The sequence below is a fragment of the Pseudoalteromonas sp. OFAV1 genome (assembly GCF_021532595.1).
GTDB lineage: Bacteria > Pseudomonadota > Gammaproteobacteria > Enterobacterales > Alteromonadaceae > Pseudoalteromonas > Pseudoalteromonas lipolytica_C.
The window spans coordinates 102,720-129,490 of record NZ_JAKGBG010000004.1; the positions used below are offsets into that span (position 1 = coordinate 102,720).

The 26,771-nt window shown below is 39.1% G+C and carries 29 protein-coding genes; 7 read left to right on the forward strand and 22 right to left on the reverse strand.

Annotated elements, in window-relative coordinates; translation table 11 throughout:
• The first annotated feature begins 159 nt into the window (after positions 1-159).
• Positions 160-876, forward strand: a complete 717-nt coding sequence (locus L1267_RS03665) for a metallophosphoesterase (protein ID WP_168246732.1) — start codon at positions 160-162, stop codon at positions 874-876.
• Here the strand turns inward: L1267_RS03665 and L1267_RS03670 are convergent.
• The 5 genes from L1267_RS03670 to L1267_RS03690 form a co-directional block, all read right to left on the reverse strand.
• Positions 868-1,239, reverse strand: coding sequence for a hypothetical protein (locus tag L1267_RS03670; RefSeq protein ID WP_135924525.1), 372 nt, complete (start codon positions 1,237-1,239; stop codon positions 868-870). The two genes, L1267_RS03665 and L1267_RS03670, sit on opposite strands and share 9 nt — an antisense overlap.
• A gap of 171 nt (positions 1,240-1,410) precedes the next feature.
• The gene (locus L1267_RS03675) at positions 1,411-1,983 is read right to left on the reverse strand and encodes a tRNA-(ms[2]io[6]A)-hydroxylase (RefSeq protein WP_135924522.1); all 573 of its coding nucleotides are present in this window, start codon (positions 1,981-1,983) and stop codon (positions 1,411-1,413) included.
• Positions 1,984-2,032: 49 nt separating this feature from the next.
• Positions 2,033-2,671 (reverse strand): sulfotransferase, encoded by a 639-nt coding sequence (locus L1267_RS03680; RefSeq protein WP_235382137.1) that lies wholly within the window; start codon positions 2,669-2,671, stop codon positions 2,033-2,035.
• Positions 2,668-3,573, reverse strand: coding sequence for a substrate-binding periplasmic protein (locus tag L1267_RS03685; RefSeq protein WP_135924518.1), 906 nt, complete (start codon positions 3,571-3,573; stop codon positions 2,668-2,670). Before L1267_RS03685 ends, L1267_RS03680 begins: the two co-directional genes overlap by 4 nt.
• Before the next feature lies 1 nt (position 3,574).
• The gene (locus tag L1267_RS03690; RefSeq protein WP_135924515.1) at positions 3,575-3,949 is read right to left on the reverse strand and encodes an MAPEG family protein; all 375 of its coding nucleotides are present in this window, start codon (positions 3,947-3,949) and stop codon (positions 3,575-3,577) included.
• A 120-nt stretch (positions 3,950-4,069) separates the two neighbouring features.
• Between L1267_RS03690 and L1267_RS03695 the strand changes: the two genes are divergently transcribed.
• Positions 4,070-5,395 (forward strand): DUF2254 domain-containing protein, encoded by a 1,326-nt coding sequence (locus L1267_RS03695; protein WP_235382138.1) that lies wholly within the window; start codon positions 4,070-4,072, stop codon positions 5,393-5,395.
• Here the strand turns inward: L1267_RS03695 and L1267_RS03700 are convergent.
• The 3 genes from L1267_RS03700 to ggt all read right to left on the reverse strand — a co-directional run bounded on the left by L1267_RS03700 (position 5,392) and on the right by ggt (position 9,871).
• Positions 5,392-6,108 carry an SIMPL domain-containing protein gene (locus L1267_RS03700; RefSeq protein WP_235382139.1) on the reverse strand — a complete coding sequence of 239 codons (717 nt, stop codon included), beginning with the start codon at positions 6,106-6,108 and terminating at the stop codon, positions 5,392-5,394. The genes L1267_RS03695 and L1267_RS03700 overlap by 4 nt on opposite strands.
• Positions 6,109-6,244: 136 nt before the next feature.
• Positions 6,245-7,939, reverse strand: a complete 1,695-nt coding sequence (locus L1267_RS03705) for an NAD-dependent malic enzyme (protein WP_235382184.1) — start codon at positions 7,937-7,939, stop codon at positions 6,245-6,247.
• A gap of 174 nt (positions 7,940-8,113) precedes the next feature.
• Positions 8,114-9,871, reverse strand: coding sequence for a gamma-glutamyltransferase (gene ggt, locus L1267_RS03710; RefSeq protein ID WP_235382140.1), 1,758 nt, complete (start codon positions 9,869-9,871; stop codon positions 8,114-8,116).
• Between the two features lie 86 nt (positions 9,872-9,957).
• Here ggt and rrtA point away from each other — a divergent pair, with 86 nt between their 5' ends.
• Both rrtA and L1267_RS03720 read left to right on the forward strand, forming a co-directional pair.
• Positions 9,958-10,542, forward strand: coding sequence for a rhombosortase (gene rrtA, locus L1267_RS03715; RefSeq protein WP_235382141.1), 585 nt, complete (start codon positions 9,958-9,960; stop codon positions 10,540-10,542).
• A gap of 47 nt (positions 10,543-10,589) precedes the next feature.
• Positions 10,590-11,183 carry a hypothetical protein gene (locus tag L1267_RS03720; protein WP_235382142.1) on the forward strand — a complete coding sequence of 198 codons (594 nt, stop codon included), beginning with the start codon at positions 10,590-10,592 and terminating at the stop codon, positions 11,181-11,183.
• 72 nt (positions 11,184-11,255) lie between these two features.
• On the opposite strand, the gene L1267_RS03725 is transcribed toward L1267_RS03720, so the two are convergent.
• The 7 genes from L1267_RS03725 to L1267_RS03755 all read right to left on the reverse strand — a co-directional run bounded on the left by L1267_RS03725 (position 11,256) and on the right by L1267_RS03755 (position 19,957).
• Positions 11,256-13,748, reverse strand: coding sequence for a prolyl oligopeptidase family serine peptidase (locus tag L1267_RS03725; RefSeq protein WP_235382143.1), 2,493 nt, complete (start codon positions 13,746-13,748; stop codon positions 11,256-11,258).
• A gap of 105 nt (positions 13,749-13,853) precedes the next feature.
• The gene (locus L1267_RS03730; protein ID WP_235382144.1) at positions 13,854-15,017 is read right to left on the reverse strand and encodes an endonuclease/exonuclease/phosphatase family protein; all 1,164 of its coding nucleotides are present in this window, start codon (positions 15,015-15,017) and stop codon (positions 13,854-13,856) included.
• Positions 15,014-15,946 (reverse strand): YeiH family protein, encoded by a 933-nt coding sequence (locus L1267_RS03735; RefSeq protein ID WP_235382145.1) that lies wholly within the window; start codon positions 15,944-15,946, stop codon positions 15,014-15,016. The genes L1267_RS03730 and L1267_RS03735 overlap by 4 nt, the downstream gene beginning before the upstream one ends.
• Positions 15,943-16,173: a DUF2798 domain-containing protein gene (locus L1267_RS03740; RefSeq protein WP_135924483.1), complete on the reverse strand. Its 231-nt coding sequence runs from the start codon at positions 16,171-16,173 to the stop codon at positions 15,943-15,945. The genes L1267_RS03735 and L1267_RS03740 overlap by 4 nt, the downstream gene beginning before the upstream one ends.
• A gap of 153 nt (positions 16,174-16,326) precedes the next feature.
• Positions 16,327-17,475, reverse strand: coding sequence for a 5-(carboxyamino)imidazole ribonucleotide synthase (locus L1267_RS03745; RefSeq protein WP_235382146.1), 1,149 nt, complete (start codon positions 17,473-17,475; stop codon positions 16,327-16,329).
• Between the two features lies 1 nt (position 17,476).
• Positions 17,477-17,959: a 5-(carboxyamino)imidazole ribonucleotide mutase gene (gene purE / locus L1267_RS03750; protein ID WP_138556934.1), complete on the reverse strand. Its 483-nt coding sequence runs from the start codon at positions 17,957-17,959 to the stop codon at positions 17,477-17,479.
• A gap of 411 nt (positions 17,960-18,370) precedes the next feature.
• Entirely contained in the window at positions 18,371-19,957 is a 1,587-nt protein-coding gene (locus L1267_RS03755) for an ABC-F family ATPase (RefSeq protein ID WP_135924478.1), read from the reverse strand.
• Between the two features lie 221 nt (positions 19,958-20,178).
• Here L1267_RS03755 and L1267_RS03760 point away from each other — a divergent pair, with 221 nt between their 5' ends.
• Together L1267_RS03760 and L1267_RS03765 are read left to right on the forward strand one after the other, a co-directional pair.
• On the forward strand, positions 20,179-20,697 hold the full coding sequence (locus tag L1267_RS03760; RefSeq protein ID WP_235382147.1) for a TetR/AcrR family transcriptional regulator: 519 nt from the start codon (positions 20,179-20,181) through the stop codon (positions 20,695-20,697).
• Positions 20,698-20,867: 170 nt separating this feature from the next.
• A complete protein-coding gene (locus L1267_RS03765; RefSeq protein WP_235382148.1) occupies positions 20,868-22,079 on the forward strand; it encodes a porin in 1,212 nt (403 codons plus the stop codon).
• Between the two features lie 166 nt (positions 22,080-22,245).
• On the opposite strand, the gene L1267_RS03770 is transcribed toward L1267_RS03765, so the two are convergent.
• From L1267_RS03770 to L1267_RS03790, 5 genes are all read right to left on the reverse strand, one after another.
• Positions 22,246-22,752, reverse strand: a complete 507-nt coding sequence (locus L1267_RS03770; protein WP_235382149.1) for an AAA family ATPase — start codon at positions 22,750-22,752, stop codon at positions 22,246-22,248.
• A 237-nt stretch (positions 22,753-22,989) separates the two neighbouring features.
• Positions 22,990-23,301, reverse strand: coding sequence for an antibiotic biosynthesis monooxygenase family protein (locus tag L1267_RS03775; RefSeq protein ID WP_235382150.1), 312 nt, complete (start codon positions 23,299-23,301; stop codon positions 22,990-22,992).
• 4 nt (positions 23,302-23,305) lie between these two features.
• Complete coding sequence (locus L1267_RS03780) at positions 23,306-23,716, reverse strand: GFA family protein (RefSeq protein WP_135924466.1); 411 nt, start codon at positions 23,714-23,716, stop codon at positions 23,306-23,308.
• Positions 23,717-23,737: 21 nt separating this feature from the next.
• Positions 23,738-24,169: a DUF3859 domain-containing protein gene (locus tag L1267_RS03785; protein WP_135924463.1), complete on the reverse strand. Its 432-nt coding sequence runs from the start codon at positions 24,167-24,169 to the stop codon at positions 23,738-23,740.
• An 82-nt stretch (positions 24,170-24,251) separates the two neighbouring features.
• A complete protein-coding gene (locus L1267_RS03790) occupies positions 24,252-24,764 on the reverse strand; it encodes a GNAT family N-acetyltransferase (RefSeq protein ID WP_199526523.1) in 513 nt (170 codons plus the stop codon).
• A gap of 46 nt (positions 24,765-24,810) precedes the next feature.
• Between L1267_RS03790 and L1267_RS03795 the strand changes: the two genes are divergently transcribed.
• On the forward strand, positions 24,811-25,014 hold the full coding sequence (locus L1267_RS03795; protein ID WP_054561447.1) for a hypothetical protein: 204 nt from the start codon (positions 24,811-24,813) through the stop codon (positions 25,012-25,014).
• Between the two features lie 38 nt (positions 25,015-25,052).
• Here the strand turns inward: L1267_RS03795 and htpX are convergent, their stop codons facing one another.
• Positions 25,053-25,913, reverse strand: a complete 861-nt coding sequence (htpX, locus tag L1267_RS03800; RefSeq protein ID WP_135924457.1) for a protease HtpX — start codon at positions 25,911-25,913, stop codon at positions 25,053-25,055.
• Positions 25,914-26,087: 174 nt separating this feature from the next.
• The gene (gene bioD / locus L1267_RS03805; RefSeq protein WP_235382151.1) at positions 26,088-26,771 is read right to left on the reverse strand and encodes a dethiobiotin synthase; all 684 of its coding nucleotides are present in this window, start codon (positions 26,769-26,771) and stop codon (positions 26,088-26,090) included.

Genomic DNA, 26,771 nt, shown 5'->3' on the forward strand with positions numbered 1-26,771 from the left:
CCCTGTTGTTCCAAAGAAAAATGTAAAAATGGATAACAGGTTTAGTTGTTCATGTTGGCTATTACTCCTAAAATTATGCCCTTTATACTAGCCAGTTAGTATTAAATTGGCAACAATTTATGTTAGGGTTTCATTGATATTGCATTAAAGGAAAGGATTTTGAAGCACGTTAACTGTCAAGCGATAGCCAATAACCCAACGCAAATAAAACTTAAGATAAACGAAAATAAACGTGTATTTATTATCAGCGATCTCGATGCTAATTTAGCTAAGTTTGAGCAAGCTTTAGTCGCTGTCGATTTTGATGAAAGCAACGATGTTTTATTTTCACTTGGTGATGCAATAGATAGAGGCAACGACAATTTTGCGTTGTTATCACGTTTTAAAGAGCTGGGTGTTTATATGACACTGGGTAATCATGAGCACATGATGCTTGAGTCGCTACTTGCCGATGATCATAGCTACTATTCACTATGGGTTGAAAATGGTGGGCGTTGGCATACTCAAGCAACCGATGATGAATTAAAAGCGATAACTGAGCAGCTTTTACAGTGCCCTCTTTCTTATTTGCTTGACTATGCTGGTATGCGAATAGGGTTGTCGCACACAGTATCTGCAGATTGGAATTGGCAAGCTCCTAGTGAGCATAAACCATATGCCGCGGCATCGTTGTTGTGGGATCGCACAATTGTGAAACAAACGATAACAAAGAAAAATGCCAGCATAGACTTTTCTGTGCATGGCCATAACACCACTGCTGAACCTTATTGGCTTGGCAACACTTATCATATAGATACTCATTATTTGAGTGGCAAGCCTACCATTGTTGAACTTAAACCACTCATTAAAGCATTTATGCAGCTAAATTCAGTCTAAGGTTGCAACCTGTGTTAATGCATGTACTTCAAGATATTGTTTATAGGCCAAACGAGCATGCCATAATTGCTCATTATCTTGCTGAATAAATATAAGTGGCCCTGAGGTTTCTTTTGCTAAGCGGTTTAATTTAATATATTCACTGGTGTCAATGATACCATCACTAAAATACTGTTCAGCGGTATATAAAAACACATTATCTTTATATACATCACTGTGCCAAATTAGCGAACGATACATACTAGCACTGATTTCAGTCGGTTTTTTATTCGATTTATATAGTTTTAGCTCTGTATAAATCGAGTTACCTGTAAAAACAATCCCAATTAATGAAAGGGTTGTAAGAGTCATCATCCATTTCATACTTCTATCCCTGTTAAAAGCTCTATTATAACTATAGGAGATAATATGAATGATTTACCGTTTATTTAATCAATTTGGCTGGTTGTAAGTATTTACAAAATACTTAATTATTGTTTTATAAGTACCTATTTTATGTATTAGGTTTTACAACCTAATACATAAGTATTTAAATTAATGTAGTGCCGCGGTAAACGGAATTTTTTTACAAATTTCAGCTTCGGCCACAAGAATTTCTTCTAATCGGGCATCCACTTCGTGTTTATCAAAATACTCGTACGCTAACTCTACAAATAGGTTTTTGTGCTTTTCTTCAGACTTTGCAATTGCAACATAAAACTCTTTTTCTTTGCCCGGTGGCAATGCTTCAGCGACCAATGAAAAGCGTTCATGGCCTCGAGCTTCAATTACACCTGCAACGAGTAAGCGGTCCATTAAAAACTCATCACGACCGTTTCTAAATACCGCACGAATTTGTTTGATATAGGGATCTTTTTGGTCATTACCAAGTGAAACATCACGTTCCATTAATAACTTAAGTACTTGTTTAAAATGTATCATTTCTTCAAGAGCTAAGTCTGTCATTGCTTTTACAAGCTTACGACGGTCAGGATAATGCGATAGCATTGACATTGCCATACCTGAGGCTTTCTTCTCAGCAGCGGCATGATCTTGTAAAAAGGTATCAAAATCTGCCAAGACACCTTCTGTCCACTCAAATGGAGTGTGATATTTTAATTCAAACATGATAACGAACTACTTAACTAACAATGGCGGCGATTTTAGCGTATTTCTGTTATAAAATCTTGTGATTGTAACCAAGTGACTTATCAATTTTGCCGTTTCTGGTGGAGGCAATTTTATCGGGGTGTTTAATATCATTCCAAGCCGTTACTTTACCACCCATATTTAGCTGCTCGAACTGTATATCTGCATCTGTACCTAAAAATGTCTGTAACGCTTTAGCGCTGTGTGGCTGTGCAACATTTAACGTTAATAGGTTGGCTTTTTTGTCTTTAAAGAAATTAGAGACACGTTGTTGATGTTGCTCATAGCAGTTAATCAAATACTCATCAGACTGAATATCTGCTAACGAATATTTACCAAATGTCTCAAAGTAGCAACGCTTTAAATGCGTGTTAAAGCCTCCGTCACTTCGCATTAAATTGGTGTGCATTCGGGCCAGCAGTTGACGGATCGAAGGTACCCATTTAGACAAATCTCGTTCAAGGTTAATAAAGCGGCTATTAGCAAAGTGCGCATCTAATAACGGGAATTCGCTAAAAACAGGAGTATCAGCAATAACGTCTGCTTTTTTTAAGGCTGTTTCGGTATACGCTGTGTGGGCCGTTTTATAGCCCAATTGTAAAAAACTATGGCACAGACTGGTGGTGCCTGTGCGAGGTAGGCCAATAATAAATATTTTGTTGTTCATTTAACTTTTTGGATCGGTAACCATAAGGACTTATCGCCTACAGGGGTTAGCGGTGGTAGTTCTTTGTTTTCTAATTCTACAATAATCTTGTCATGAATATGGGCGTTTTCTATTAATTTACCATTGTATTTAAAAAAGATTTCATCGAACTCACCGCTTTCTATCATTATGCGTAAGCCTTTATTGACTGCTTTTGCAACTTCGGTGTTGTCTTTGTTGAAGAAGAAATAGATTGGGCTGGTGTATTTCAACATTAAATGAGGCAATACAACCAGAGGCATTTGTTGCTTAAAAACTGCTAGTTCATCTTCAATTTCAAGCACAGAGCGTGGGAATAAGTCTCCCCGGCCTCTGTCGAGCATAACAAACAACGAATCAAAGTTTCCTGACGTTGATATAACCAAGCCATTGTCACGCAATATTTGGGTATCGGGCCAATCTTGTCCTTGTACAAAGTAAACTTTCTTTAAATCGTCGAGGGTTTTTAGTCGGCTTAAATAAGGTAGTTTCGGCTCTGTTGTGAACATTAAACGCCAACCAAACAAGCCTTTAAATATAGGAACACGAACCGGCAGTAACTTGTCTTCTCTTACTTTGTTAGTCATAGTCCAGGTGACATCAATATCACCGCCATGTTCAATTTCTTTTAAGACCCTATTTTGACCTAATAACTTTGGTGCAGCAGTTAGTTTATATTTGTAGCCACTGCGTTTTAGTGCTGTATCCAACAAAATAAGTGGGTAATAAACTTCTTCAACTAAACTGGGCAAGGTTTTAGGATAAATTATATTTAAAACTTTTGGTGGAATAGTTGATTTTTTGACATGAGCTGTATCTTCTGTGCTGCCGGCAACTTGATTCGAAACAAATACGAATGCAATCGTAAATACAACTCTTATCATATTAAAAAACCTGTGTTATTAATAACATAACCGAACTTATGAAGATCATCAAAAACGTTAAAACCATGCCAACGACGCGTAGCTGCATTTTTTCATCTGCTAATGCATAACTATGACAAAAACGACCTACTAATAACATCGCACCTAAAATATAAGTAAAATGGCTGGGTAACCCTTGATACTCTAATAAAAATAGCAGAATTAAAGAAAATGGCACATATTCTATAAAATTAGCATGGGTGCGGATCGCGGCTTGTAAACTTGCATCACCACCGTCTCCTAAAGAAATACGCTTAGCTTTACGGATTTTAATAACGCGAAAGCTAAGTTGAATATACAAAATAGCCAAAATAGCAGCAAAAGTTGAAACTATCACAATTTATTCCATTTATTATTTAAAGTTAGACGCCTAGCACTGTTTATTGCTAGGCTGACATATAATTTGCTAGGTTAGCTCAAAATCCTAATTAAAGTCTAACAGTTCTTAAGGAAGTGCATGATTACGCCAAGAAAAATAGCCGATAATTACCGTGAAATGATCAGCAGCATAGGATTTTATCCGTCTATGTTGTCTGTTGTATTTTTGACTTTTGCTTTAATTACAACAGCTGTTGAGTATTCTGATCCAGCAATGAGTGTTAAGAAAGTCTTAAGTGTATTGCTAGTAGACAGTGAAGAAAATGCACGTACCATCCTAAGTACTTTAGCGGGAAGCATTATTTCGTTAACTGTATTTAGCTTCTCTATGGTTATGGTAGTTTTAAATAGCGCCAGCGCCAGCCTTTCTCCTCGAGTATTACCCGGACTTATAACTCGTAAATCTCATCAACTAGTTTTAGGCTTTTATTTAGGCAGTATAATTTACACCATTCTAATGCTCATCAATATTCGTACCATAGGAAATGGTAATATGGGCATCCCTTCACTGGGTATTTTTATATCACTGGTACTTGGCTTAATTTCACTGGGTTTCTTTGTTTATTTTATTCACTCTATATCCAGAGCTATCCAAGTCGATAATGTACTGAATGACTTATTTAAAAATACTAAAAGTGAACTTAATAGCATTAAAGCTATGCAGCATGAACATCCTGTTGATGATTTTCCGACCTTTGACGACTGGTACAGCATAAAAAGTAAAACGGAAGGTTATTTTAAAGGCGCTCATAGCGATAAATTGTGCGCTATCTGTAAAGAGCACGACATTAAAATTTATATCTCTGTTAAACAAGGTTTTTTTACTGTAAAAGGTTACCCATTTTTAAAGTGCGATACTGATTTAACTGACAAACCAGAGCTCATTGATGAGCTACTTGCATGCTTTATTTTTTACATTGAAGAATATGTTAGTGATCATTACCGATATGGAATGACGCAAATATCTGAGATTGCTGTTAAGGCAATGAGTCCGGGCATTAATGATCCAGGTACTGCAGTAAAAGCTATTGATATGCTGAGTATTTTACTCATTTTGCGATTAGACATTTATGATGTGAATTATTCGCTTAAACAATGTGATGATAACCATCCTAAGTTGTTTTTACATGAAACATCATTCGATGAGCTGCTGCATGATAACTTCACACCTATTCGCAATTATGCAAAAAATGACGCCTATGTAATGGTTAACGTACTTGAGGCGTTTAAAAACATATTGTTTAGAGCATCTGATAACGAAAAAGCGACTAAGAGTTTGTTTATTTACTTAGGGGCGATTATTGAAGATATAGATACGCATATTAGTAATGAGTACGACCGTGAACAAATTACTAATATGCTAAAAGCGATTGCCCGTATTTCAGAGCAACAATCAATAGACTAATTTTCGATAAAATAAACTGCATAACTACTTGCGCTAATAGTAAGCTCACCACCATTGTATGCATCAGGTACATAGTTTTCTGGTGCAGCATCTGCCATTATCATTTTGCTAGCGCGCATGTAAGGTTGGCTTCCTGTATCGAGTGGGCTGCTTGACGCTGTATAAAGGCCTTTGAGTTCAACCCCATAATCACTGGCAAACTCTTTCGCAGCAGCACGCGCATCTTTAATGGCTAGCTTTTGCGCTTGCTTTTGTAGCTCTTCATAGCGACTCGATACAAATTGCGTTTGATTAATTTCGTTGATACCCGCATTCACTAGTTGCTGAAGCATAACTGGGTACTTTTTAATATCTGTTAGAGTAACAGACAGACTACGCGATACTCTGTAGCCTACAAATTCCTGTTTGCCTGTTTCACGGTTGTATTCTGTTTGGCGTTGAATTGAGATATTAGACGCATAAATGCCCTTTTCTTCTACGCCTTGGCTTTTAGCAAGCTTAATGGCTTTGGCCATGGTTGCATCAGCTTTGTTTTTAGCGGCAATTAAATCTTTATCTACTTCAACAATACCTACCGTCAACTTAACGTTATCAGGGATTGCTTTAACCGTTGCATTACCTTGGATATAAATATGCGGCGCATCTGGTGTAGCTTGTGCTAACACATTAAAACTAAGTGCGGCGGCTATAGCGGTAAAAACTAACTTACGCATAATACTGTTCCTTAATTAAAAACTCCGTTCATTATCACCTTAAAGGGTTAATTCAATATGAACAACCCCTATTATTCAGATATAAAAAAACAGGCATTAAAAGCCTGTTTTTATTAACCACTCAAAGCGATATAGTTTAGATACTACGGCGCTTATAGTTACGGTATTCTGGAAGCCAGTAGTTTTTCTCGATTGCAGCCCATAAAGCCTCATCACTTAACTCAAGTGCCACACCTTCTTCCATCGCTTTTTTCGCTACTGCAAAGGCAATACGTTTACTTAACGCTTGGATTTCGGTTAACGCTGGTAGCAAGCTGCCTTTACCAGTGTTTGCACGAGGTGAAGACTCTGCCAATGTTTCACTTGACACAATCAGCATTGCATCAGTGATACGAGTAGCTTTAGCTGCGATAACGCCTAAACCAATACCCGGGAAAATGTAGCTATTGTTACATTGTGGGATTGGGAAAATTTGGCCGTTATACTCAACCGGATCAAATGGGCTACCCGAAGCAACAATCGCTTGACCCTCTGTCCACTCGATAACATCTGATGGAAGTGCTTCAACTTGCTTAGACGGATTACTTAACGGGAAGATAATCGGTTGTGGGCAAGATGCGTGCATTGCACGAATAACTTGTTCTGTGAATAAACCAGGTTGGCCAGATACACCAATTAGGATGTCTGGTTGTGCACAGTGCATCACATCTAATAACGATGCGTACTCACCGCTGTATGTCCACTCGCTTAAACCATCTTTAGATTGGCAAAGTGCTTGTTGGAAGTCACGTAAACCTTCCATACCATCAGTTAGTAGACCAAAACGGTCAACCATGAAGATTTGTGAGCGAGCTTGCTCATCGCTAATGCCTTCAGCAACCATAGTACTGATAATTTGCTCAGCAATACCGCAGCCTGCTGAACCTGCACCAACAAATACCACTTTTTGCTCTGAAAGTTTCGCATCTTTAACACGACAAGCAGCCAATAAAGACCCTACAGTTACCGCAGCAGTACCTTGAATATCATCGTTAAAGCTACAAATTTCATCACGGTAGCGTTTTAATAATGGCATTGCATTTGGTTGTGCAAAGTCTTCGAACTGAAGTAAAACACTTGGCCAACGACGTTTAACCGCTTTAATAAATAGATCTAAGAATTCGTCGTACTCTTCTTGTGAAATACGCTTATGACGCGCACCCATATACATTGGATCGTTAAGCAGTTTTTCGTTATTAGTACCAACATCAATCATCACTGGTAATGTATAAGCTGGGCTAATACCACCACATGCTGTGTAAAGTGATAATTTACCGATTGGAATACCCATACCACCAATACCTTGGTCACCAAGACCAAGAATACGCTCACCGTCAGTCACAACGATAACTTTTACTTTGCCTTTAGTGGCGTTACGTAAAATATCATCAATTTGGAAACGATCTTCGTAAGAAATAAATAGACCACGGGCACTGCGGTAAATGTCTGAAAACTTTTCACAGGCATCACCTACTGTTGGTGTGTAGATAATTGGCATCATTTCTTCAAGATGATCACGTACTAAACGGTAGTAAAGTGTTTCGTTGTTATCTTGAATTGCACGAAGGTAAATGTGCTTGTTTAAATTATCGCTAAAGCTTGAATACTGTTGGTAACAACGCTCAACTTGTTCTTCAATTGTTTCATAACGCGGTGGCAGTAAACCGGCTAAGTTGAAACTTTCCCTTTCTTTTTGTGAAAAAGCACTGCCTTTGTTTAATAGTGGCGTTTCGATCAGACCTGGGCCTGAATAAGGAATATAAAGATAATTTGGATCGGTATTTGTAGTCATATTTCCAAGCTTTGATGCGTCATAATTATGACCTGACATTATTACTCTTAAAGGCGAAATTGCAATGACAATTCACCTTGTCAGACCATTGAAGAAAATGAATTTTATGCCCTAAACGGCACAACGAATAGTATACATGAAAACTCAGCAGCTTTAAGGCTGCTGAGCTTGTTTTTAGTGGCTTTTATCACTTAAAGCGATACCTTCGCGGCGCGGATCGGCTGCGCCATAAAGTTTACCGTCTTTTACTTCAACAGCATGTAAACCAGAGTTTAAATCTAGGATACGAACTGTGTGCCCGCGGTTAACAAAATCAGCTTCAAAGTTTGCAAGTTCAGTGCCCTTTTCAAGGCTTGTATAATTGTTGCGATTAGTAATACGCGGTAAATTAATGGCAGTTTGCGCATCTAAGTTCCAATCAAGCACACCTACTACCACTTGAGCAACGTAATCAATGATACGACTACCACCCGGTGAACCGACCACTAAACGTAAACTGCCGTCTTTGTTAAACACCATCACTGGCGACATTGAACTACGCGGACGTTTACCTGCTTCAACGCGGTTAGCTAAAGGTTTGCCATCTTTTGTTGGTGATAAAGCAAAGTCTGTAAGCTGATTGTTTAAAATATACCCGTTCACCATTACTGTTGAACCAAACGCCATTTCGATAGAGCTGGTCATCGAAACCGCATTACCTTGGCTATCAACAATCGATATATGGGTTGTTGAAGGTAGCTCGTAAGCATCATCTTGTGCATAAGCAAGTGAGTTTGGCGGAGTACCTGCTTCTGCGTGAGCATCTTTTTCAGAGATAAGCTTTGCACGACCTGCAAGGTAATCTTTATCAAGTAATCCTTGTGTAGGGATTGGCATAAAATCTGGGTCGCCCATATACACGTTACGATCAGCAAAAGCTAAACGTGATGCTTGGGTAAAGTAATGCAACGCTTGTACTGAATTTGGTTTTAGTTTAGCCATATCTTTATGTTCGAGTAAGGCTAAAATCTGTAATACAGCAACACCACCACTACTTGGCGGAGCCATTGAACAAACCTCGTATTGGCGATAATCAACACATACTGGAGCACGCTCTTTGCTTTTATAATTCGCTAAGTCTTCAACAGATAAAGTACCCGGTGCTACCGCTGAGTTTTGCACTGCATGCACAAGTTCTTTGGCGTTTTCACCTTTATAGAAAGCATCAATGCCTTGTTTCGCTATATCTTTATAAAGCGCGGCAAGTTCAGGGTTCTTTTTCACCGTACCAACAGCAAGCGGTTTACCATCAGGGAAAAAGTAATCACGAATAACAGGAAGCTTTGTAACTCCTGGGTTTAACTCTTTGGCAAGTAATTGATGCAAACGTGGTGACACAATAAAGCCCTGCTCTGCCAATTCAATGGCAGGGCCAAATAAAGTTTGCCACTCTAACTTACCATAACGCTTATGTGCTGAAGCAAAGGCATCTAAAATACCCGGTACACCAACAGAGCGACCACCTACCACGGCTTCAATCCACTTAACGGCTTTACCGTGTTTATCTAAAAACAGTGTTTCATCAGCGTTACTTGGTGCGGTTTCGCGGCCATCAAAACTGGTTAGGCTTTTGGTTTTGTTGTCGAAGTACATCATAAATGTACCACCGCCGATGCCCGACGATTGCGGTTCTACCAGTGTGAGTACTAATTGTGTAGCAATAGCAGCATCAACCGCAGAGCCACCTAGCTCAAGCATTTTTTGACCTGCTTTTACAGCATAAGGGTTTGCCGCTGCGACCATGTACTTATCGCCTTCAACAACCTGTTTATGGGCAAAGCCGGTTGCAGCTTCGGGTTCGCGTGTTTCAACTTTTGCAGGAGTCGCTAAAAGAGCCGTTGAATAGATAAATGAAGTGGAAAGAGCTAACAAAGCTTTGGTTTTGAATAACATAAATATACTTAATCCCGTAGTGTATTTGGCATCTTAAAATTAAACGTGCACAATAGTGTCACAATCTCAGATACAACAAAAATAACATGATAAACCTGCCCCTGAAACTAGAATATATTCTGCCCCCATTGTGTTTAATACTACTAAGTTCCTTGTTTGCACTTTTCAACTTAAATGAATATCTCGAATTTAACCGTGAGTTAGTCGCAAATGGTGAGTTTTGGCGTATTTTCACCAGTCAATTCGTACACGCAAATTGGCCCCACTTAGGCTTAAATTGTGCCGGAATTTTATTAATTTGGGCTCTTCATGCTGAGCATACAAGCCCACCTCATTATGCATTGAATATTGCTATTCTTGCATTGTGGTGTGGTTTAGGTGTGTGGCTATTTTGCCCTGATATCCATATTTACACCGGATTAAGCGCATTACTGCACGGTGTGATCATTTGGGGGGCAATTAAAGACGCACAAGCAGGCATGTTTTCAGGCTGGTTATTGTTTGCGGGTACGTGGGCAAAAGTGATTTGGGAGCAAATAGCAGGCCCGAGTGAATCGGTGAGTCAGCTAATCGCCTCTAATGTTGCCATTGATGCCCACTTTATCGGCGCAATTGGCGGCACACTGTTGGCTTTACCTGTCTTTATAAAAATAATAAAAAATCGCGGGTAGCCCTACTCGCTTTTTACAACTCTTTTTAACTCGAAAAGGAACTTTAAATGAATGAAAATAAAGGACATATTTACCTTCGCATTATCCTATTTTGCCTTTACGGACCACTCTTGGCCGGGCTATTTGGCCTATTGGTAAATTTAAAATTTGTTTCAGCAACGTTTATGGCAAGTCTTGATAATATTTATTACACCATAGTATTTTGCTCAATTTGTATTGGGTTTTGTCTGTTGTTAGCAAAATACAGTATCGTTAAAGAATCGTTTAAAAATAAAATTTTTGCTCATTTGACCCTTATTATTAGTATTTTGTATTCATGCTTAATGTTCTTTGGTATTGGTTTACTTATATTATTCAATATCATGTTTAACTCAAATACTGATTACGTTCACCAAGAAAAGGCATTTGAATATCGCACCTTTTATGTCTACACATCAGACCCTGGAGCTTTTGGAACTGCTCACCATTATGTGTATTTAAAGTGCCCTGCTTCGTTTAACCGCTATGAATTGGAATTAATAGCCAATATATCATGGATGAGAGACTATAAAATGAGTTTAGAGGGTGATAATTTAATTTTTGAAAACGACTCAGAGGAAGGTAAGGCAGTACTTGATGTGAGTAAATTTTACTGCAAATAACCCTATAGAGATAAATTCTATTACAAACAAAAACAGCCACTTTAAGTGGCTGTTTTTCATTTACACTATTGATTAAAGCGTTTCTTTAAACAACTTATAAATACGACGGTATTCATCTAACCAGCTTGATGGTTGTACAAAACCATGCGGCTCAACTGGGAAGATCGCTGTTTCAAAGTTTTCTTTTTCAAGCTCAATTAAACGTTGTACTAAGCGAACTGAATCTTGGAAGAATACATTATCATCAACCATAGGCGCATTAATTAATAAATGGCTCTTAAGACCTTCAGCAAAGTAAATTGGTGAGCTCTTTTCATAGGCAATTGGGTCAACATCTGGATGATTTAAGATATTCGACGTATAAGGACCATTGTAGTGAGCCCAATCAGTTACCGGACGAAGTGCAGCACCTGCTTTGAATAAATCAGGTTGTGTGAATAACGCCATAAACGTCATGAAACCACCGTAAGAGCCACCATAGGTGCCTACAGCTTGTGTATCTATGTTTGCGTTGTCTGCCATCCAGCTTACGCCGTCTGCTAAATCTTGGATCTCAGGTGTACCCATTTGACGGTAAATAGCTGTACGCCAATCACGGCCGTAACCTTTTGATGCACGGTAGTCCATGTCCATTACTACGTAGCCTTCTGAAGCAAGTAATGAGTGGAACATAAACTCACGGAAGTAACCAGACCAACCCATGTGTGAGTTTTGTAGGTAACCAGCACCGTGGTTAAAGATAACCGCTTTACGGTTTTTACCTGTTTCGCCTTCTTTATAATCAGCTGGGTAATATACTTTTGCGTAAATTGGCTGATCAGTGTGGCTTGAAGGCACAGCAACAATCTTAGGTGCGATTAGTTTCTTCGCTAAAAACTCATCAGATACCGTGTGCGTTAACTGCGTTGCTTGGGTATTTGCTTTTGCATCAGCAACGTAAAGCTCAGGCGGTGACATAATTTTTGAATGAGTTAGCAATAGTTTGCTTTCATCTGGGCTTAACTGGTAATCAGTCATACCATCAAGGTTGGTTACTTGCTCAGATTCACCGTTTGCAGGGTTTACACGATAGATTTCGTAAAGACCTGGATGCTCAACGTTAGCTTTGTAGTAAATCGCTGAGTTATCAGCTGTTAACGTTAAGTTTGAAACAACAAATTGGCCTTTAGTTAGCTGTGTTGCTTTACCGTTAAGTGGCTTTTTGTAAATATGGCTGTAACCAGACTCTTCAGATAAGTAGTAAAGCGTATCTGAATTGTTTAACCAACCAAAATCGTTGTATGCATAGTTAACCCATGCATCGTCATGCAGACGGTGCTGTGAAACAAGTTTGTTGTTTTGCGTATCAACAGTGGCTAACCAACGATCTTTGTTGTCCCATGCTTCAAGCATAAGTGCCACTTGTGAACCATCTGTGTTCCATTGGATTGCACTTTGGTCCCAACCCCAATCCATCATTAGATTGATGGCGCGCGGTGCTTTTTCAGACTTGTAAGTTTTGCCTTCGCGGGCGTAGTTTTCTTTTTTAACAGCCGCAAGTACGTCTTCATCAAAGCCAGGTAAGGTATCGAATGCAAGGGTTGTTTGCTCGCCTGATTTAAGGTCGATGTAGATAACATCTGAGCTGATTGGTTTTTCATCAGCAACACGACGACGTACTTTCTCAGCCTTTACACGTGCATCATCGGCAATGTAATTAGGCATGATATCGCCTTCGTCACGCCATGAACGGTTCTCAGTGGTTACTGCAACGAGTGCTTGGCCATTTGGTGAAAGCTGAACATCTGCTAAACGTTTACCTTTACCTAAGTAAAACTGCGCGTTAGCAATGCTGTCGTTTTGTTCGTTGATTTGTGCTTTACGCGCTTCACGATCTTTTTTGTTTTTGTGAGTCAGCGCAATGTAATCAATTAGTTTGTGCTGTTCTTTTGCAATGTAAGTGTCAGGCTCTTGTACACCTTTAGGTGCATCGTCTAGGTGTAAGTTTACTAATTCAACTTGACGACCCGTTGCTAAATCAACTTTATAAAATGCATTACCTTGACGAAAAGCAAGGCTACCATCAGTTAAAAACTGTGGTTTTGATTGCTGTGCGCTATCGTGAGTAATTTGAGTAATTTGCCCAGTGCTTAAGTTTTTAACGAAGATATTACCTTCAAATGCATAAGCCTGTTGCTTTTTATCTGCTGAATAAACAGCATTTTTAGCGCCTACAGTGTGTAGTTTATTTAACGCTAATTGTGATGCAGATTGGCTGTTAATTGCTTGAACGTATAAATCACGTAACTCATTGCCCTGTTGCTTTTGTGCATAAACGATGCTGTTAGAATCACCGTTCCAGAAAGCACGCTCAGGCTGACGACCTAACCAATCAGGGTGAGCCATTGCTTGCTCTAACGTGATTTCAGCGGAACCTGTGTCAGCAGGAGTAACAACAACGGGTGCTACATTGGTAACTTGTTCTTCAGAAGGCGTTGAGGCGGTTGATTGACAACCAGCTAGCATAAAGCTAGATGCGACTGCGAGAGCCACTAACGTTTTATTAGCAGTGGTTTTGAAATTCATAGTGCTTCTTTAGGGTAATTATAATTCGCCTTATTTAAGCAGAAGCACTGATGAAATAGCAATTTTTATAGGATAAACAGCCAAACTTTTCCGTTTAATAACAGCTTATTTCAATGTTATATCAAGCCATACCATACGATGATCAGAAGAGGCATTGCGATCCTCAATTAATCTGAATAACTCAGAGTTTTCTGTTGGCCAAAATACTCCGCCGTCATTTATTTCAATACCATAATTAGATGGCAGTACGTAATCGGCTCTGGCTTGCCAATAAGCGGTATAGTTTTTAGCATAATCTTCTTTATACGATTCTTTAGCGCCTTTGCTTGTTGGCGTAAAAGAGGTATTCACTAATGGGTTTTTTAAAATCTGGTCTGTAGTATTTGGACGTGCCTTGCCCCCTTCAGGCGCAGCATTTAAATCGCCAACAATTACAAAACGGCTGTTCGCTTTTAAGCCTCCTTTTTGGCCTTTATCATCGTAAATGTAGTTAGCATTGTTGATGTAATCAGCAATTAAGCTCACTTCATCGTGGTTACGCTTACCGTTGCGGTCTTCTGGGCCATCGAATACCGGCGGCGTAGGGTGCGACGCAAGTAAATGAACTGTTTTGCCTTTTATATCAATCGGTAAGTCCCAAAATGATTTAGAGCTTAGGTGAATTGCTTGCCATTCTTCTGCTGAATACCAGTCTTTACCTGTTTTAGGGTCGATAGGCATTTGTGCATTTGGCATATCTTTGTATTTGAATGTTTGTAATGTTCGCGCTTTATCTAAATCAATAGGGTAGCGAGAAAGTACAGCCATTGCATAATGCCCTTCAAAGAAGCCAAAGCCGTGTGCGTCACCTTTGTAATGCCCCTTTACACCATCGTTATCTAAGTCAAATTCGGTAGGTAAACCGGTGTTGACTGGTGCGATAAAGTAATATGGGTAATCGATGGCAACCTGCTTATTTTGCGATACCTGCAGGTAGTTTTTACGAAATACGTTAATGCCTTTATCAGCATCAATATAGTCAAACTCATTAAGTAAAATAACATCAGGTCTTACGCGCTGAATTATTTCGGCAATGTTGCGAATTTGCTGGTGGTTGCTCGCTAATGCTTTGCTTAAAGCATCTTTATCAATAGCTTCGCCTTTTTTAGCATAGTTGGTTGCATCCATACTCACGTTAAAGGTAGCAACACGTAAATCTGCAGCCACTGCATTGTTAGCAAATACACCTACAGCCAGGGCTAAAGAAGAAGTTAATAAAGCGTTTTTCATGAAATAAATCCGTCTACTATAAGTAGTAAAATAATACTGCTGACAATGATCCATAAGATCATCGCCATGATAAAAGGTTTAATACCTGCTTGTTTTAAGACTGAAATAGATAAGCCACTACCAATCAAAAATAAGGTCATTACCAAAATTTGTTTAGCACCAACATTGAGTGCATGCCAAAGTGTTTGATACTCAGAAAAGCTTGAATTAATCAGTGCAGCTGCTAAAAAACCAAATATAAACAATGGGATACTTGCTTTTTCATCTGATTTCCAAAACACACCCGCGATGCTTGTATAAGGTATGATCCACATTGCTCTGGTTAGTTTAATAGTTGTTGCAATAGCAAGTGCTGATGCGCCATAAGCAGCGGAAGCCCCCACTACACTACTTGTATCGTGAATCGCAAGTGCCGCCCAAACACCAAATTGCTGTTCGGTTAGGCCAAAATAATGGCCAATCATCGGGAACAACACTAAGCCAAGAGCGTTTAATAAAAACACCACAGCGAGTGATATCGCCACTTCGTGATCTTTGGCTTTAATCACCGGGGCCATAGCTGCAATTGCGCTGCCACCACAAATTGCTGTACCAAATGAGATAAGTACACCGGTGTTTTTATTTAACTTAAATAACTGAGATAAAATTTCGCCAAGACCAATAATAGCGGTAATACTGACAATTGTAAGCACAATAGAACTGCGCCCTACTTCTATTACTTGATTAAAATCAACAGCAAAGCCTAAGCCAATAACCGCTAACTTTAGCATCCATTTACTAAATTTTTGTGACTGAGCTGCAAATGGATTGCCTAAAGTCATGGCAAATAGTGCACCGACTATAAGTGCCGTAGCAGAACCAACAAATGGCAAAGCAGATGCTAAAAAAAGCGTAATAAAAAGAAATTGTTTTGGGCGTTCAGCTATCACAACGGCACTCTGATTAGTTTGTTGGTTAATTTATGTACCAGAGGTGCGACAACAATAACGGTAGGAAATGCCACACAAAAAGCAAAAGCCCACGCTTTAAGCCAAATGGTTGTAATGTTATCGATTAAACCAACGTTAAAAATGCTGATCACTAAAGACATAAATCCAGACATAAACAGCGCCATAAAAAAGGCAAACACGACTGTTCTAAATCGAGGATGTAACATAACAAGCTAATATTAATATAAAAATATTAGTCTATAGGAAGAAAAACCTGACGCAAGTGCTTTGAGACAAGAGGTACAAAATTAGCGAAGTTTGCGCGTAAGGCCAAAAATTAAAAAGCCGAGATAAACTCGGCTTTTAAGAATTTAAACTGATTAGTTTAAAATAAGTTGGGTGCTGGTAGCAGCTACACCTGGGTAATCTTGCTCTGGCAATATTTCAGCAAGTGCAGCTAATCGCTCACCTAATTGGTGAAGATTATTGGCAGATACGTTGATGTGTCCCATTTTACGGCCTGGTTTAGCCGTTTTACCATACCAGTGGCTTGTAACATCTTGAGTAGCAAGTACTGAGTGTGGAATTGAAGGCTGTCCTAACACGTTGATCATAGCAGTAGGACGAAGCAATTCTGTACTGCCTAATGGTAAGCCTGCAACAGCGCGCATGTGGTTTTCGAACTGAGAGCAATGCGTGCCCTGCTGTGTCCAGTGACCAGAGTTATGAACTCGCGGTGCAATTTCGTTTACTAATAACGTACCTTGAACATCAAAAAACTCAATTGCTAATACACCCACATAATCAAGTTCATTTGCTAGCTTGTTAAACGCCAGCTCAGCTTGTTCTTGAATTGCAGCTTTTTCTTTACCTGCAACTGAAAGTGTAAGCACACCGTTAGTGTGTTGGTTTTCAGTTAATGGGTAAATTACTGTGTTACCTGCTTTGTCGCGTGCACCGATGATAGATACTTCGCGGTCAAATGGGATCATCTTCTCAGCAATAATAGAATGCGGTGCACTGTCGGTACCAGATGCAATGAAATCTGCCATTTCTGACCAAATTTGGTCAATTTGATCATCTGATTTTAAGCGCCATTGGCCTTTACCGTCGTAACCCGCTTGGCAAGTTTTGATCACAAGTGGCTTACCTAAACGCTCTACCGCAGCAATAAGATGTGCTTTTTCGGTAATTAGCTGATAAGGCGCGCACTCAACATTTGTTTTATCAAGTAATGCTTTTTCAAGTGCACGATCGCCACCTGTTTTAATCGCCGCTTTACCCGGGTAAAACTTGTTGCTTTGACAGCACAGTGTTAGTACATCATCAGGAATGTGTTCAAACTCTGCTGTAATTGCGTCTGCGCTATCAATAGCTTGTTGTAATGTACTGTTATGAACTTCACCGGTTAATGGGTGAATGATTTTTTCACTACCCACATCGTAGGCAACAACATTTAAATCAAGGGGTGCGCCCGCTAAGCTCATCATACGAGCTAACTGACCCGCACCTAAAATTAGAATATTCATATTACTCTGCAGGATTAGGGTTAGCTAAGATAGTGTCTGTTTGTTCTTTACGGAATGCTTCAACTTTTGCGAAAATTTCTGGCTGTTGGCAACCTAAAATTTGTGCAGCTAAAAGGCCTGCATTTGCTGCGCCCGCTTCACCAATAGCAAGAGTACCTACCGCAACACCTTTAGGCATTTGGCATATAGATAATAACGAATCTACACCATTAAGAGTTTTAGATTTAACGGGTACACCTAAAACTGGTAGTGATGTAAAGGCCGCTGCCATACCTGGTAAGTGCGCAGCACCACCGGCACCTGCAATAATAATTTTAATGCCGCGCTCAGCTGCAGTGCTTGCATAGTCGGCAAGTAATTGAGGGGTACGGTGAGCAGAAACAACTTTAGTCTCGTATTCAATGCCGAATTTTTCAAGCATTAACGCCGCATGTTCCATCGTTGGCCAGTCTGATTTGGAACCCATAATAATGCCAACAGTCATAAATACACCTCAGTAAATTGTTTTCTAAAAAGCGGACTTTTGTCCTTATTTTGTGGCGGGTATTATATACCCAAACCACATCAAGATGCGAGTTTCAGTTGGAATTAAAAGCGATTTAGGCAAGGCATTGACTGCAAATAATAGTGGTTCTATTGTTAAAATCGATAACGCAGTATAAATCGCTTTTAAACCAACCCTTTGGGCGCTTCACAAGCACTCACTCTCATCGTTGTTACTTCTTAAAAGGGACTGCCATTTCTACAAAGTAACGCCTTGATATTAAGCACCTGTGAAACGCTGAATTCTGTAACTTGATGTGGCTTGGGTATATCCCCTAACTCACATCAAGATGCGACTCTAGAAGCACAAAAAAGCCATGACATGCATGGCTTTTAATCACTCATAAACGAATTAAGCTTCTTTACTTGCTAGATACTCAGTATACGTACCCTTAAAGTCGATAACTTTGCCGTCTTTGATTTCCCAAATGCGGTTAGCAAGTGATGATACGAATTGTCTATCGTGTGATACGAATAATAAAGTTCCTTCGTATGCTTCAAGTGCTAAGTTAAGCGCTTCGATAGATTCCATATCCATATGGTTGGTTGGCTCATCCATTAATAAGATGTTTGGTTTATGCATCATAATTTTACCAAACAACATACGGCCTTGCTCACCACCTGAAATCACTTTTACTGACTTTTTAATGTCGTTTTGTGAAAACAGCATACGACCTAAGAAACTACGAACAACTTGCTCGTCGTCGCCTTCTTGTTGCCATTGTTCCATCCACTGGAATAAGTTCATGTCTTGTTCGAACTCATCAGCATGATCTTGCGCGTAATAACCAATATTAGCATTATCAGACCATTTAAATTCACCTTGTTTTGGTGCTAAGCGACCTGCAAGGGTATTTAATAATGTTGTTTTACCAACACCGTTCTCACCGATAATCGCAATACGCTCACCTACTTCAACTAAACCTTCAAGGCCACTGAAAAGCATGTCATCAAAACCTTGCGCTAAGTTAGTTAGCTCTAAGGCATTACGGAATAACTGTTTTTCTTGTTCAAATCGAATAAATGGGCTTTGACGAGAAGACGCTTTAACTTCTTCAAGCTGAATTTTATCGATTTGTTTAGCACGTGATGTTGCTTGTTTTGCTTTTGAAGCATTTGCAGAGAAACGAGATACGAACTGCTGTAGTTCTGCAATTTGGCTTTTCTTCTTCGCATTTTCGCTCAGTAAACGCTCGCGGGCTTGTGTTGCTGCAAACATATATTCATCGTAATTACCTGGGTAAATACGAAGTTCGCCATAATCGATGTCAGCCATGTGTGTACATACTGAGTTTAAAAAGTGACGGTCGTGCGAAATGATGATCATGGTGCAGTCGCGTTGGTTTAACACGTCTTCTAACCACTTGATGGTGTAAATATCCAAGTTATTGGTAGGCTCATCCAGTAGCATGATATCTGGATCAGAAAACAGCACTTGTGCAAGTAACACACGCAGTTTAAAACCCGGTGCGATTTCAGACATAGGACCGTAGTGTTGCTCTGTACCGATACCTACACCAATCAGTAGCTCACCGGCTTTAGCTTCTGCTGAGTAACCATCCATCTCTGCAAACTCAGTTTCAAGATCAGCTACACGCATACCGTCTTCTTCGCTCATCTCTGGTAAGCTATAAATACGATCACGTTCTTTTTTTACTTCCCACAGCTCTTTATGACCCATGATAACTGTATCGATCACAGAAAACTCTTCATAAGCAAACTGATCTTGATTTAGTTTAGCAATACGCTCGTTTGGATCTGTACTGACATTACCTGAAGATGGCTCAAGTTCACCACTTAGGATTTTCATGAAGGTTGATTTACCACAGCCATTCGCACCGATTAAACCATAACGGTTTCCATCGCCAAATTTTGCTGAAATATTTTCGAATAAAGGTTTAGCACCAAATTGCATGGTGATATTAGCTGTACTAATGATAGCGGTACCCTCCAGCGGGTAAAAAGTAAAAACAAATCTGCATGCAATTTTAAACTAAAGCCGCTTTGCACGCCATGATAGTTTAAATAAATCAACTCAGTAGTTTTACAAAATGACATACAGCACCTATGCTGAACTGCACATAAAATGAGCACGCTCACAAACGAATGTGAGCGCGCTCAACTTTCAAATAATCATTATAAAACAAAGAGTTTGTTAGCATGAGAAATAATAACACAGAACAGCGAATTTTAGATGCTGCTTGGTCATTATTCGTAAAAGAAGGGTTTTCTGACACCTCTACTAGACAAATTTCTGCGGCCAGTAATATTGCTGTGGGTACTTTATTTAATTATTTTCCAGATAAAGTTGCTATTTTAGAGGGCTGCTTAGAAAACAGATTTGCAGAAGTGTTGGAGCATGCTAAAGAAACAGACATCCACCGCCCTGCCCGTTTAAAAATAAGCCACTATGCACAGTATTTTTATCAATTCTATTGTACACACCATCATTTTTACAAACCTCTTTTCAGCGATCGTTTGTTTAGTGAGTCGTTTCAGGAGCAGCACATAAGATTGATGGAATCATTAATCTTTGCCGATCAACCGCATTTTAATAAAGTTAAAGCGGCCATTCTACTAGACTGCTATTTTATGACCTTATTGCACGGTTTATGCTCAGACAAACCCAATACAAAAGATATGCTAAAAACATTAAGTCAAAAGGTGTCCATTTTTTAGCTACACTAACTTATTGATAATTCAGTATAGTGAACTCAAAATGAATAAATATTCCTCAAAACTGATATCTTTGTTGATTTTTTTTCACTTTTTACCCTATTTTAGCTCTGATAATCTCCTAGTTTTGCAAAATAACACTTATTAGGGACGATGTATAAACAAGGATTTCTATGAAAAGAACTTACATAGCAACATTAATCGCAAGTATGAGCATGGTCACAATTAACAGTCATGCTATTGAGATATATAAAGATGATAAAAACAGTGTCACTGTTGGTGGCTTTATTGATGCCAGAGTGATCAGCACTCAAGGTGAGACTGAAATTGTAAATGGTGTATCCCGTATAAATTTGGATTTTAAACGCCAGCTAAAAAATGAATGGCAAGCCTTGGCATTCCTAGAGTGGGGAGTGAACCCTGTAGGTAATAGTGACATTGTTTACAATAATCGCTTTGAAACTGTGCAAGACGAGTTTTTATACAACCGTTTAGGTTATGTTGGTGTAAAACACGAAAAATATGGACGAATTACTGTAGGTAAGCAATGGGGTGCTTGGTATGATGTGGTTTATAACACAAACTACAGCCTAGTATGGGATGGCAATGCTGCTGGGGTCTACACCTACAATAAAGACGATGGAGCAGTAAATGGTACTGGTCGAGGCGATAAAGTACTGCAGTATCGTAACAACTGGGGAAATGTCCATATAGCATTGCAAACGCAATTGAAATCAGATGACTTTTATACCTGCGATATCGCCGATATTTCGCGTGCATCATGTCAGGCATTATGGGATCAAGGTAATAATGCTGCTCAGAAAGTTGAGTTTAATTCAACTTATGGTGCTGCCCTCTCCTACTATGTAACTGATGAACTTAAATTTACAGCAGGTGTAAACCGAGGCCAATTCGAGATTCTGTATGCTGGCGGGCGAAAACAATCAGTAACAGATCTAATTTATGGTGTGGGTATGACCTATGGTGATTTTAATACACCTGGTTGGTATGCATCAGCGAATATCAATAAAAATGAAAACCATGATACTGATAATTTAGGACGGTTAATTAAAGAAGCTGTCGGTTCTGAATCGTTAGTCAGTTACCGTTTCGATAACGATATCCGCACTTTCTTAGCCTACAACATATTTGATGCTGGTGACGATTACGTGATTCAACCAAACTTTAATGCTGATCCTAATGATGTGTTTAAACGACAATTTGCTGTTTTAGGTTTGCACTACTTTTTGGGCGATGACACTATTTTATACATCGAAGCACGTAAAGATTTTAGTGACTTTTCAAGTAAAGATGCTGAGCAAGAAGCACAGATGTCACAAACCGAAGATGATGGTATTGCCATCGGATTTAATTACACATTGTAATTGCATTTACATAAAGCCCACCTTAGTGGGCTTTTATATATTCTAATTAATGAACAACTCAAATATTTTGCTTTTTGGTCGCAACCCCAATCAATAAACTGATTCTAGTTACATCAATTTCAAGCATTTCGTTGATGCACTTTTATTGACTAACCCAGCTTGCTTGTTATGCTTCATTGTTTCTACTGAGTAACTCACTCAACTCTTTCTTACTTTGCTCAGGATTTTTGCCCGCAGTATCTATGACAATACGTGCTGTTTCCCACAAGTCATAATCTCTTGAAATCACACTTTCCCATGATGGAAGTAAAAGGTTTCGAATATCTGTTTGCCTGTTTTCTACACGTTGTCGATGTTCGGCTTTATTCGAGCAGATAACTTCAATTTCTATATAGGGTGATGAAGCTTTATTTGCTACGCTTTTCCACCCTTCTCGAGATTCCAAAACTGGGTTTGTTGAGTCAGCTACAACAGAAAGGCCGTTTTTTAGATTTTCTAACGCAAGAGCAAAAGCTACCTTGTAACCTTCGTCATGTAGCTTATTAAAACCACAGTTTTTTAGTTCTTGCTCGATAGTATCAATACGAATATGAACTGCGCCCAAGGAAGAAGCTAAAAACTTAGAAAGTTCAGTCTTACCTGTTGCGGGTAGACCGCCAAGGATATATAACATAAAGCCTATGAATTCCTTCCAAGTTACTTTTAAAAGTGTGTATTTAGGGTGTTTAACATTTAAAATGTTGTCATAAAAATTCAAGAAAAACCACCGCATTCGATAAACCGAGAAGATTCCACGCCTGAGTTTCTATAACTACTTATCTTGTTTATCAATATACTTAAATTTAAAGATACGCTGAGGTTATAATGAGGTCAAATACAGTATGATGTGTTCTTATATGACGAATTATTACTACATTGAATAATCACGTTCTACTTTTGCAATGCGCGTTGTAAAAGTGCTGTACCATTTGTCTTTACCAAGTTGCTGGGCATTTAAGTGCTCTACGTTTTGTTTCCAGGCTTTAATTGCTTCTAAGCTTTGCCAATACGACACAGAAATACCTAATCCATCACGAGCAGACTCCATGCCTAAATACCCAGGTTGTTGTTCTGCGAGCTCCACCATTCTATTCGCCACCTCTTCATAACCAGCGGTATCGTCAGATAAGGTATTCGTAAAGATTACGGCGTAATAAGGCGGTTTTGGTGTATTCGCTATCATGCTATTACTTCCCTCTACTAGGTTCAAAGCCATCATAGCATGGGATTTCTGTGTTAAACGTATCCCAGTTTGCTTTAGAGCTCACGAAATTGTGACTAATTGGACGTTCGTTTATATCACTATCTAATAAACCTAGGCGAATACGTAAGCGGCTTGGGTCATCTTTATTTTCGCTATAAACTGGGGAGCCACAGCTACTACAAAAATAGCGAATTCTACCGGGTTTAAATTCAAACGCACTTAGATGCTGCTTGCCTTCTGTTAGGTTAAAACCATCTCGTTGAATAAAGCCGTTGGTTGCGTAAGCTGTGCCAGAGTTTTTACGACACAACGAGCAATGACAATGAATAATTGAGTCTATACCACCAACAATCGTTACTTTTACTTTGCCGCACAAACAACTTCCTTTATACATAGTCCCTCACAAGGTTAAAGCTTAATAGCCGCGATGCTTCCAAAAATCAGTGGCAGTGCCTTCGGCTTCCTTTAATAAGTTAAAGGATTTATCGGCAATTATATGGCCATTTAACTCAATAGTCATGCGCCAAATACCTACTTTATTATCAACAGGTGCCCATATAGTATCACCTAAGTAAAACTGCCAATCGTTTGTTTTAACATACTGTTCACCCTCAAACGGCGGCATAATATCGCCATCCTCATCGGGGATATCTGGGTGGTAAACGCAAAACTTAATTTTTTGTCCTTTGGCCTTTTTAATGTTAACAATAAAACCAAATTCAATATCTAACTGTGCAGGAACGTCTGTTGTAAATTCGGTGATTTGAGGCAGGTCTTTCTCTTTTGCATCCCAATGACTGTAAATGCCGTAACTTTCAATACTGGTAATTGGTTTGGCTTTTGCCATAGTTGCAAGCGCTCCTTTTTAAAAATGAGGCGCTATTTTATAGTAGCAACTCTAGCAGAACAAGATTGTACTATTATAGTAATTAGGTAACATATTTTATCCAGTGAGCGTCATGCTGTTGAAAGCCGCATTTTGTTAAAAGCTTAATACATGAACTATTATTTGGGTTAACTAAAGCTACAATAGTGTTTAGCGGCGCTGGTACAAAGGTTGTCAATTTTCCAAATAACATGGCTAATACCTTTTGCATTATCCCCTTGCCAAAGTATTGCGATGACAATTCAAATCCTAAAATACCCTGCCCGTTAATTATGTTAAATATGCCAACACTACCAATAACTTGGCCAGTACTTCGCAAAACGATAACCAACCGAATACCTTGTTGATTATAAAAACTCTCTATGTCGCCTTGAATAAAGTCGTAAACGTCACCTTTGGTTATGTCAGCACTGTAATCATTAAAAGATTGAACATGGGGATCTTTTAAAATATCCCAAATTGCTTGGCAATCTTTGTGTCGAATTGGGCGTAAGTCAAAGGCTAAGTCATTGTGGCTTGACACGGTAATTACTTCTTTTTCTTTATGAGCTGACATTATTGTCTTACTATAAGGGCAAATACAAGCAATTAGGTTAAGTTCGATGAGTGAAGAGTTTAAAGTAATTCAACCTACCACTACAGTGTATTGTAAAGAACGCGGCGAAGGCTGGACTTTAACAGGGATCACCAGCATTGATGAGCATACTTCTGTGATGTTCGATGGCGTAAGGTATACATTACCAGCCCGTGAAATTGTTGAGGTATTATTACCGCAACAGCTCGAGCGAGAGAAAAACCAACAATAAAAAAAGCCAGCATCAAGCTGGCTTTTTCGTGTTTAAAATTAGCGTAATGCGTTAATACGCTCATCAAGTGGTGGGTGCGATGAAAATAACTCAGCAACACCTTTACCGCTTGCAATACCAAACGCCATCATTGAACCTTCTAGTTGTGATGGGTGGTTTTGTTTTAAACGCTCAAGGGCGCTTCGCATTTTATCTGCACCTACTAGCTTAGCTGCACCCGCATCCGCAGAGAACTCGCGTTTACGGCTATAGTAAGCAACTATCATACTCGCTAGAACACCAAATAACATTTGGAAAATCATATCGAATAAGAAGTAAGTCCAGCTACTACCACCCTCTTCTTCATCACTATTTAAGAAGTTATCAACAATACCTGCTAATACTTTCGCTATAAAGATAACAAAGGTATTCACTACACCTTGAATAAGAGTAAGCGTAACCATGTCACCATTTGCAATATGAGACACCTCATGTGCCAATACCGCCTCGGCTTGATCTTGGTTCATGTTGTGTAATAAACCTGTGCTCACAGCCACCAGCGAGTTGTTCTTACTTGGGCCTGTCGCAAATGCGTTCATTTCAGGGCTATCGTAAATAGCCACTTCTGGCATCGCGATACCTGCTTTTTTCGCTTGCGCTGCTACCGTAGAAACTAACCATTGCTCTGTTTCAGAACGAGGCTGTTCAATAACATGTGCACCGGTTGATTTTTTTGCCATCCATTTCGACATAAATAACGAAATAAACGAGCCACCAAAACCAAATACGGTTGAAATAACTAAAATGCCGCCTAAACTGCGATGGCTAATACCCAGTACGCTCATCACAATAGACAACACAATACCTAACACTAGCATTACCGCTAAGTTAGTTAGTAGAAACAAAAATACACGCTTCATAAAAACCTCAGAATAAACATACCAATTGTATTAACTAACGACATGGTTAAAAATCGTTAGTTAATAAAATTATCTGGGCGTACTACCAACTTAGTTTAGGGCTAATGCAATTGGTTGCAAGGAACTAATTGCAACCAATTGTGACAGAGTATGTCAAAAGTAACAACTCAATTATTATGGGTTAATAGATAAAATTTCAAGTAAGGTTTTGTAAATTTTTAATTTAGGGGTGCCATCTGTATAAGGACTAATCGCTAAAAGCGGGAAAGGTAATGCTGATTTTAAGGTTTCTAAATTGGCGTCTTGTTCACGCATATTTGGATCTACATGATTTGCAATCCAACCCACACAATTTACACCGAGCGCTTTAAAATGAGCTGCTGTCAGTAATGCGTGATTTAGGCAACCTAGTTTCATGCCAACCACTAAAATTACATTAAGATTTTGTGATTTAACCCAATCACAGAGTAAATCGGTTTCGTTGATAGGTAAACACCAACCACCTGCACCTTCTGTAAGAATATAATCGGTATTGAGTGCTTTTACGTTCGCATAAGCAGCATCAAGCTTATCAAATGTCAGCCTGTCGCCTACTTGGGCTGCAGCAATATGTGGTGCAATGGGTGGCTCATAGGTAAAGGGGTTAACAATGTTATATTTAACCCCAATTGATGAGCTTTCCATTAAGGTTAATGCATCATCATTAACTAGTTGCCCAAACGCTTCTTCTGCACCTGCGGCAATGGGTTTAAAACCAACCGCACGCTGTTTATGTTGCGCTAGTAAGTTTAATAATAAACTGGTGACATGGGTTTTTCCGGCATCGGTGTCTGTACCTGTAATAAAAAATTCTTTCAT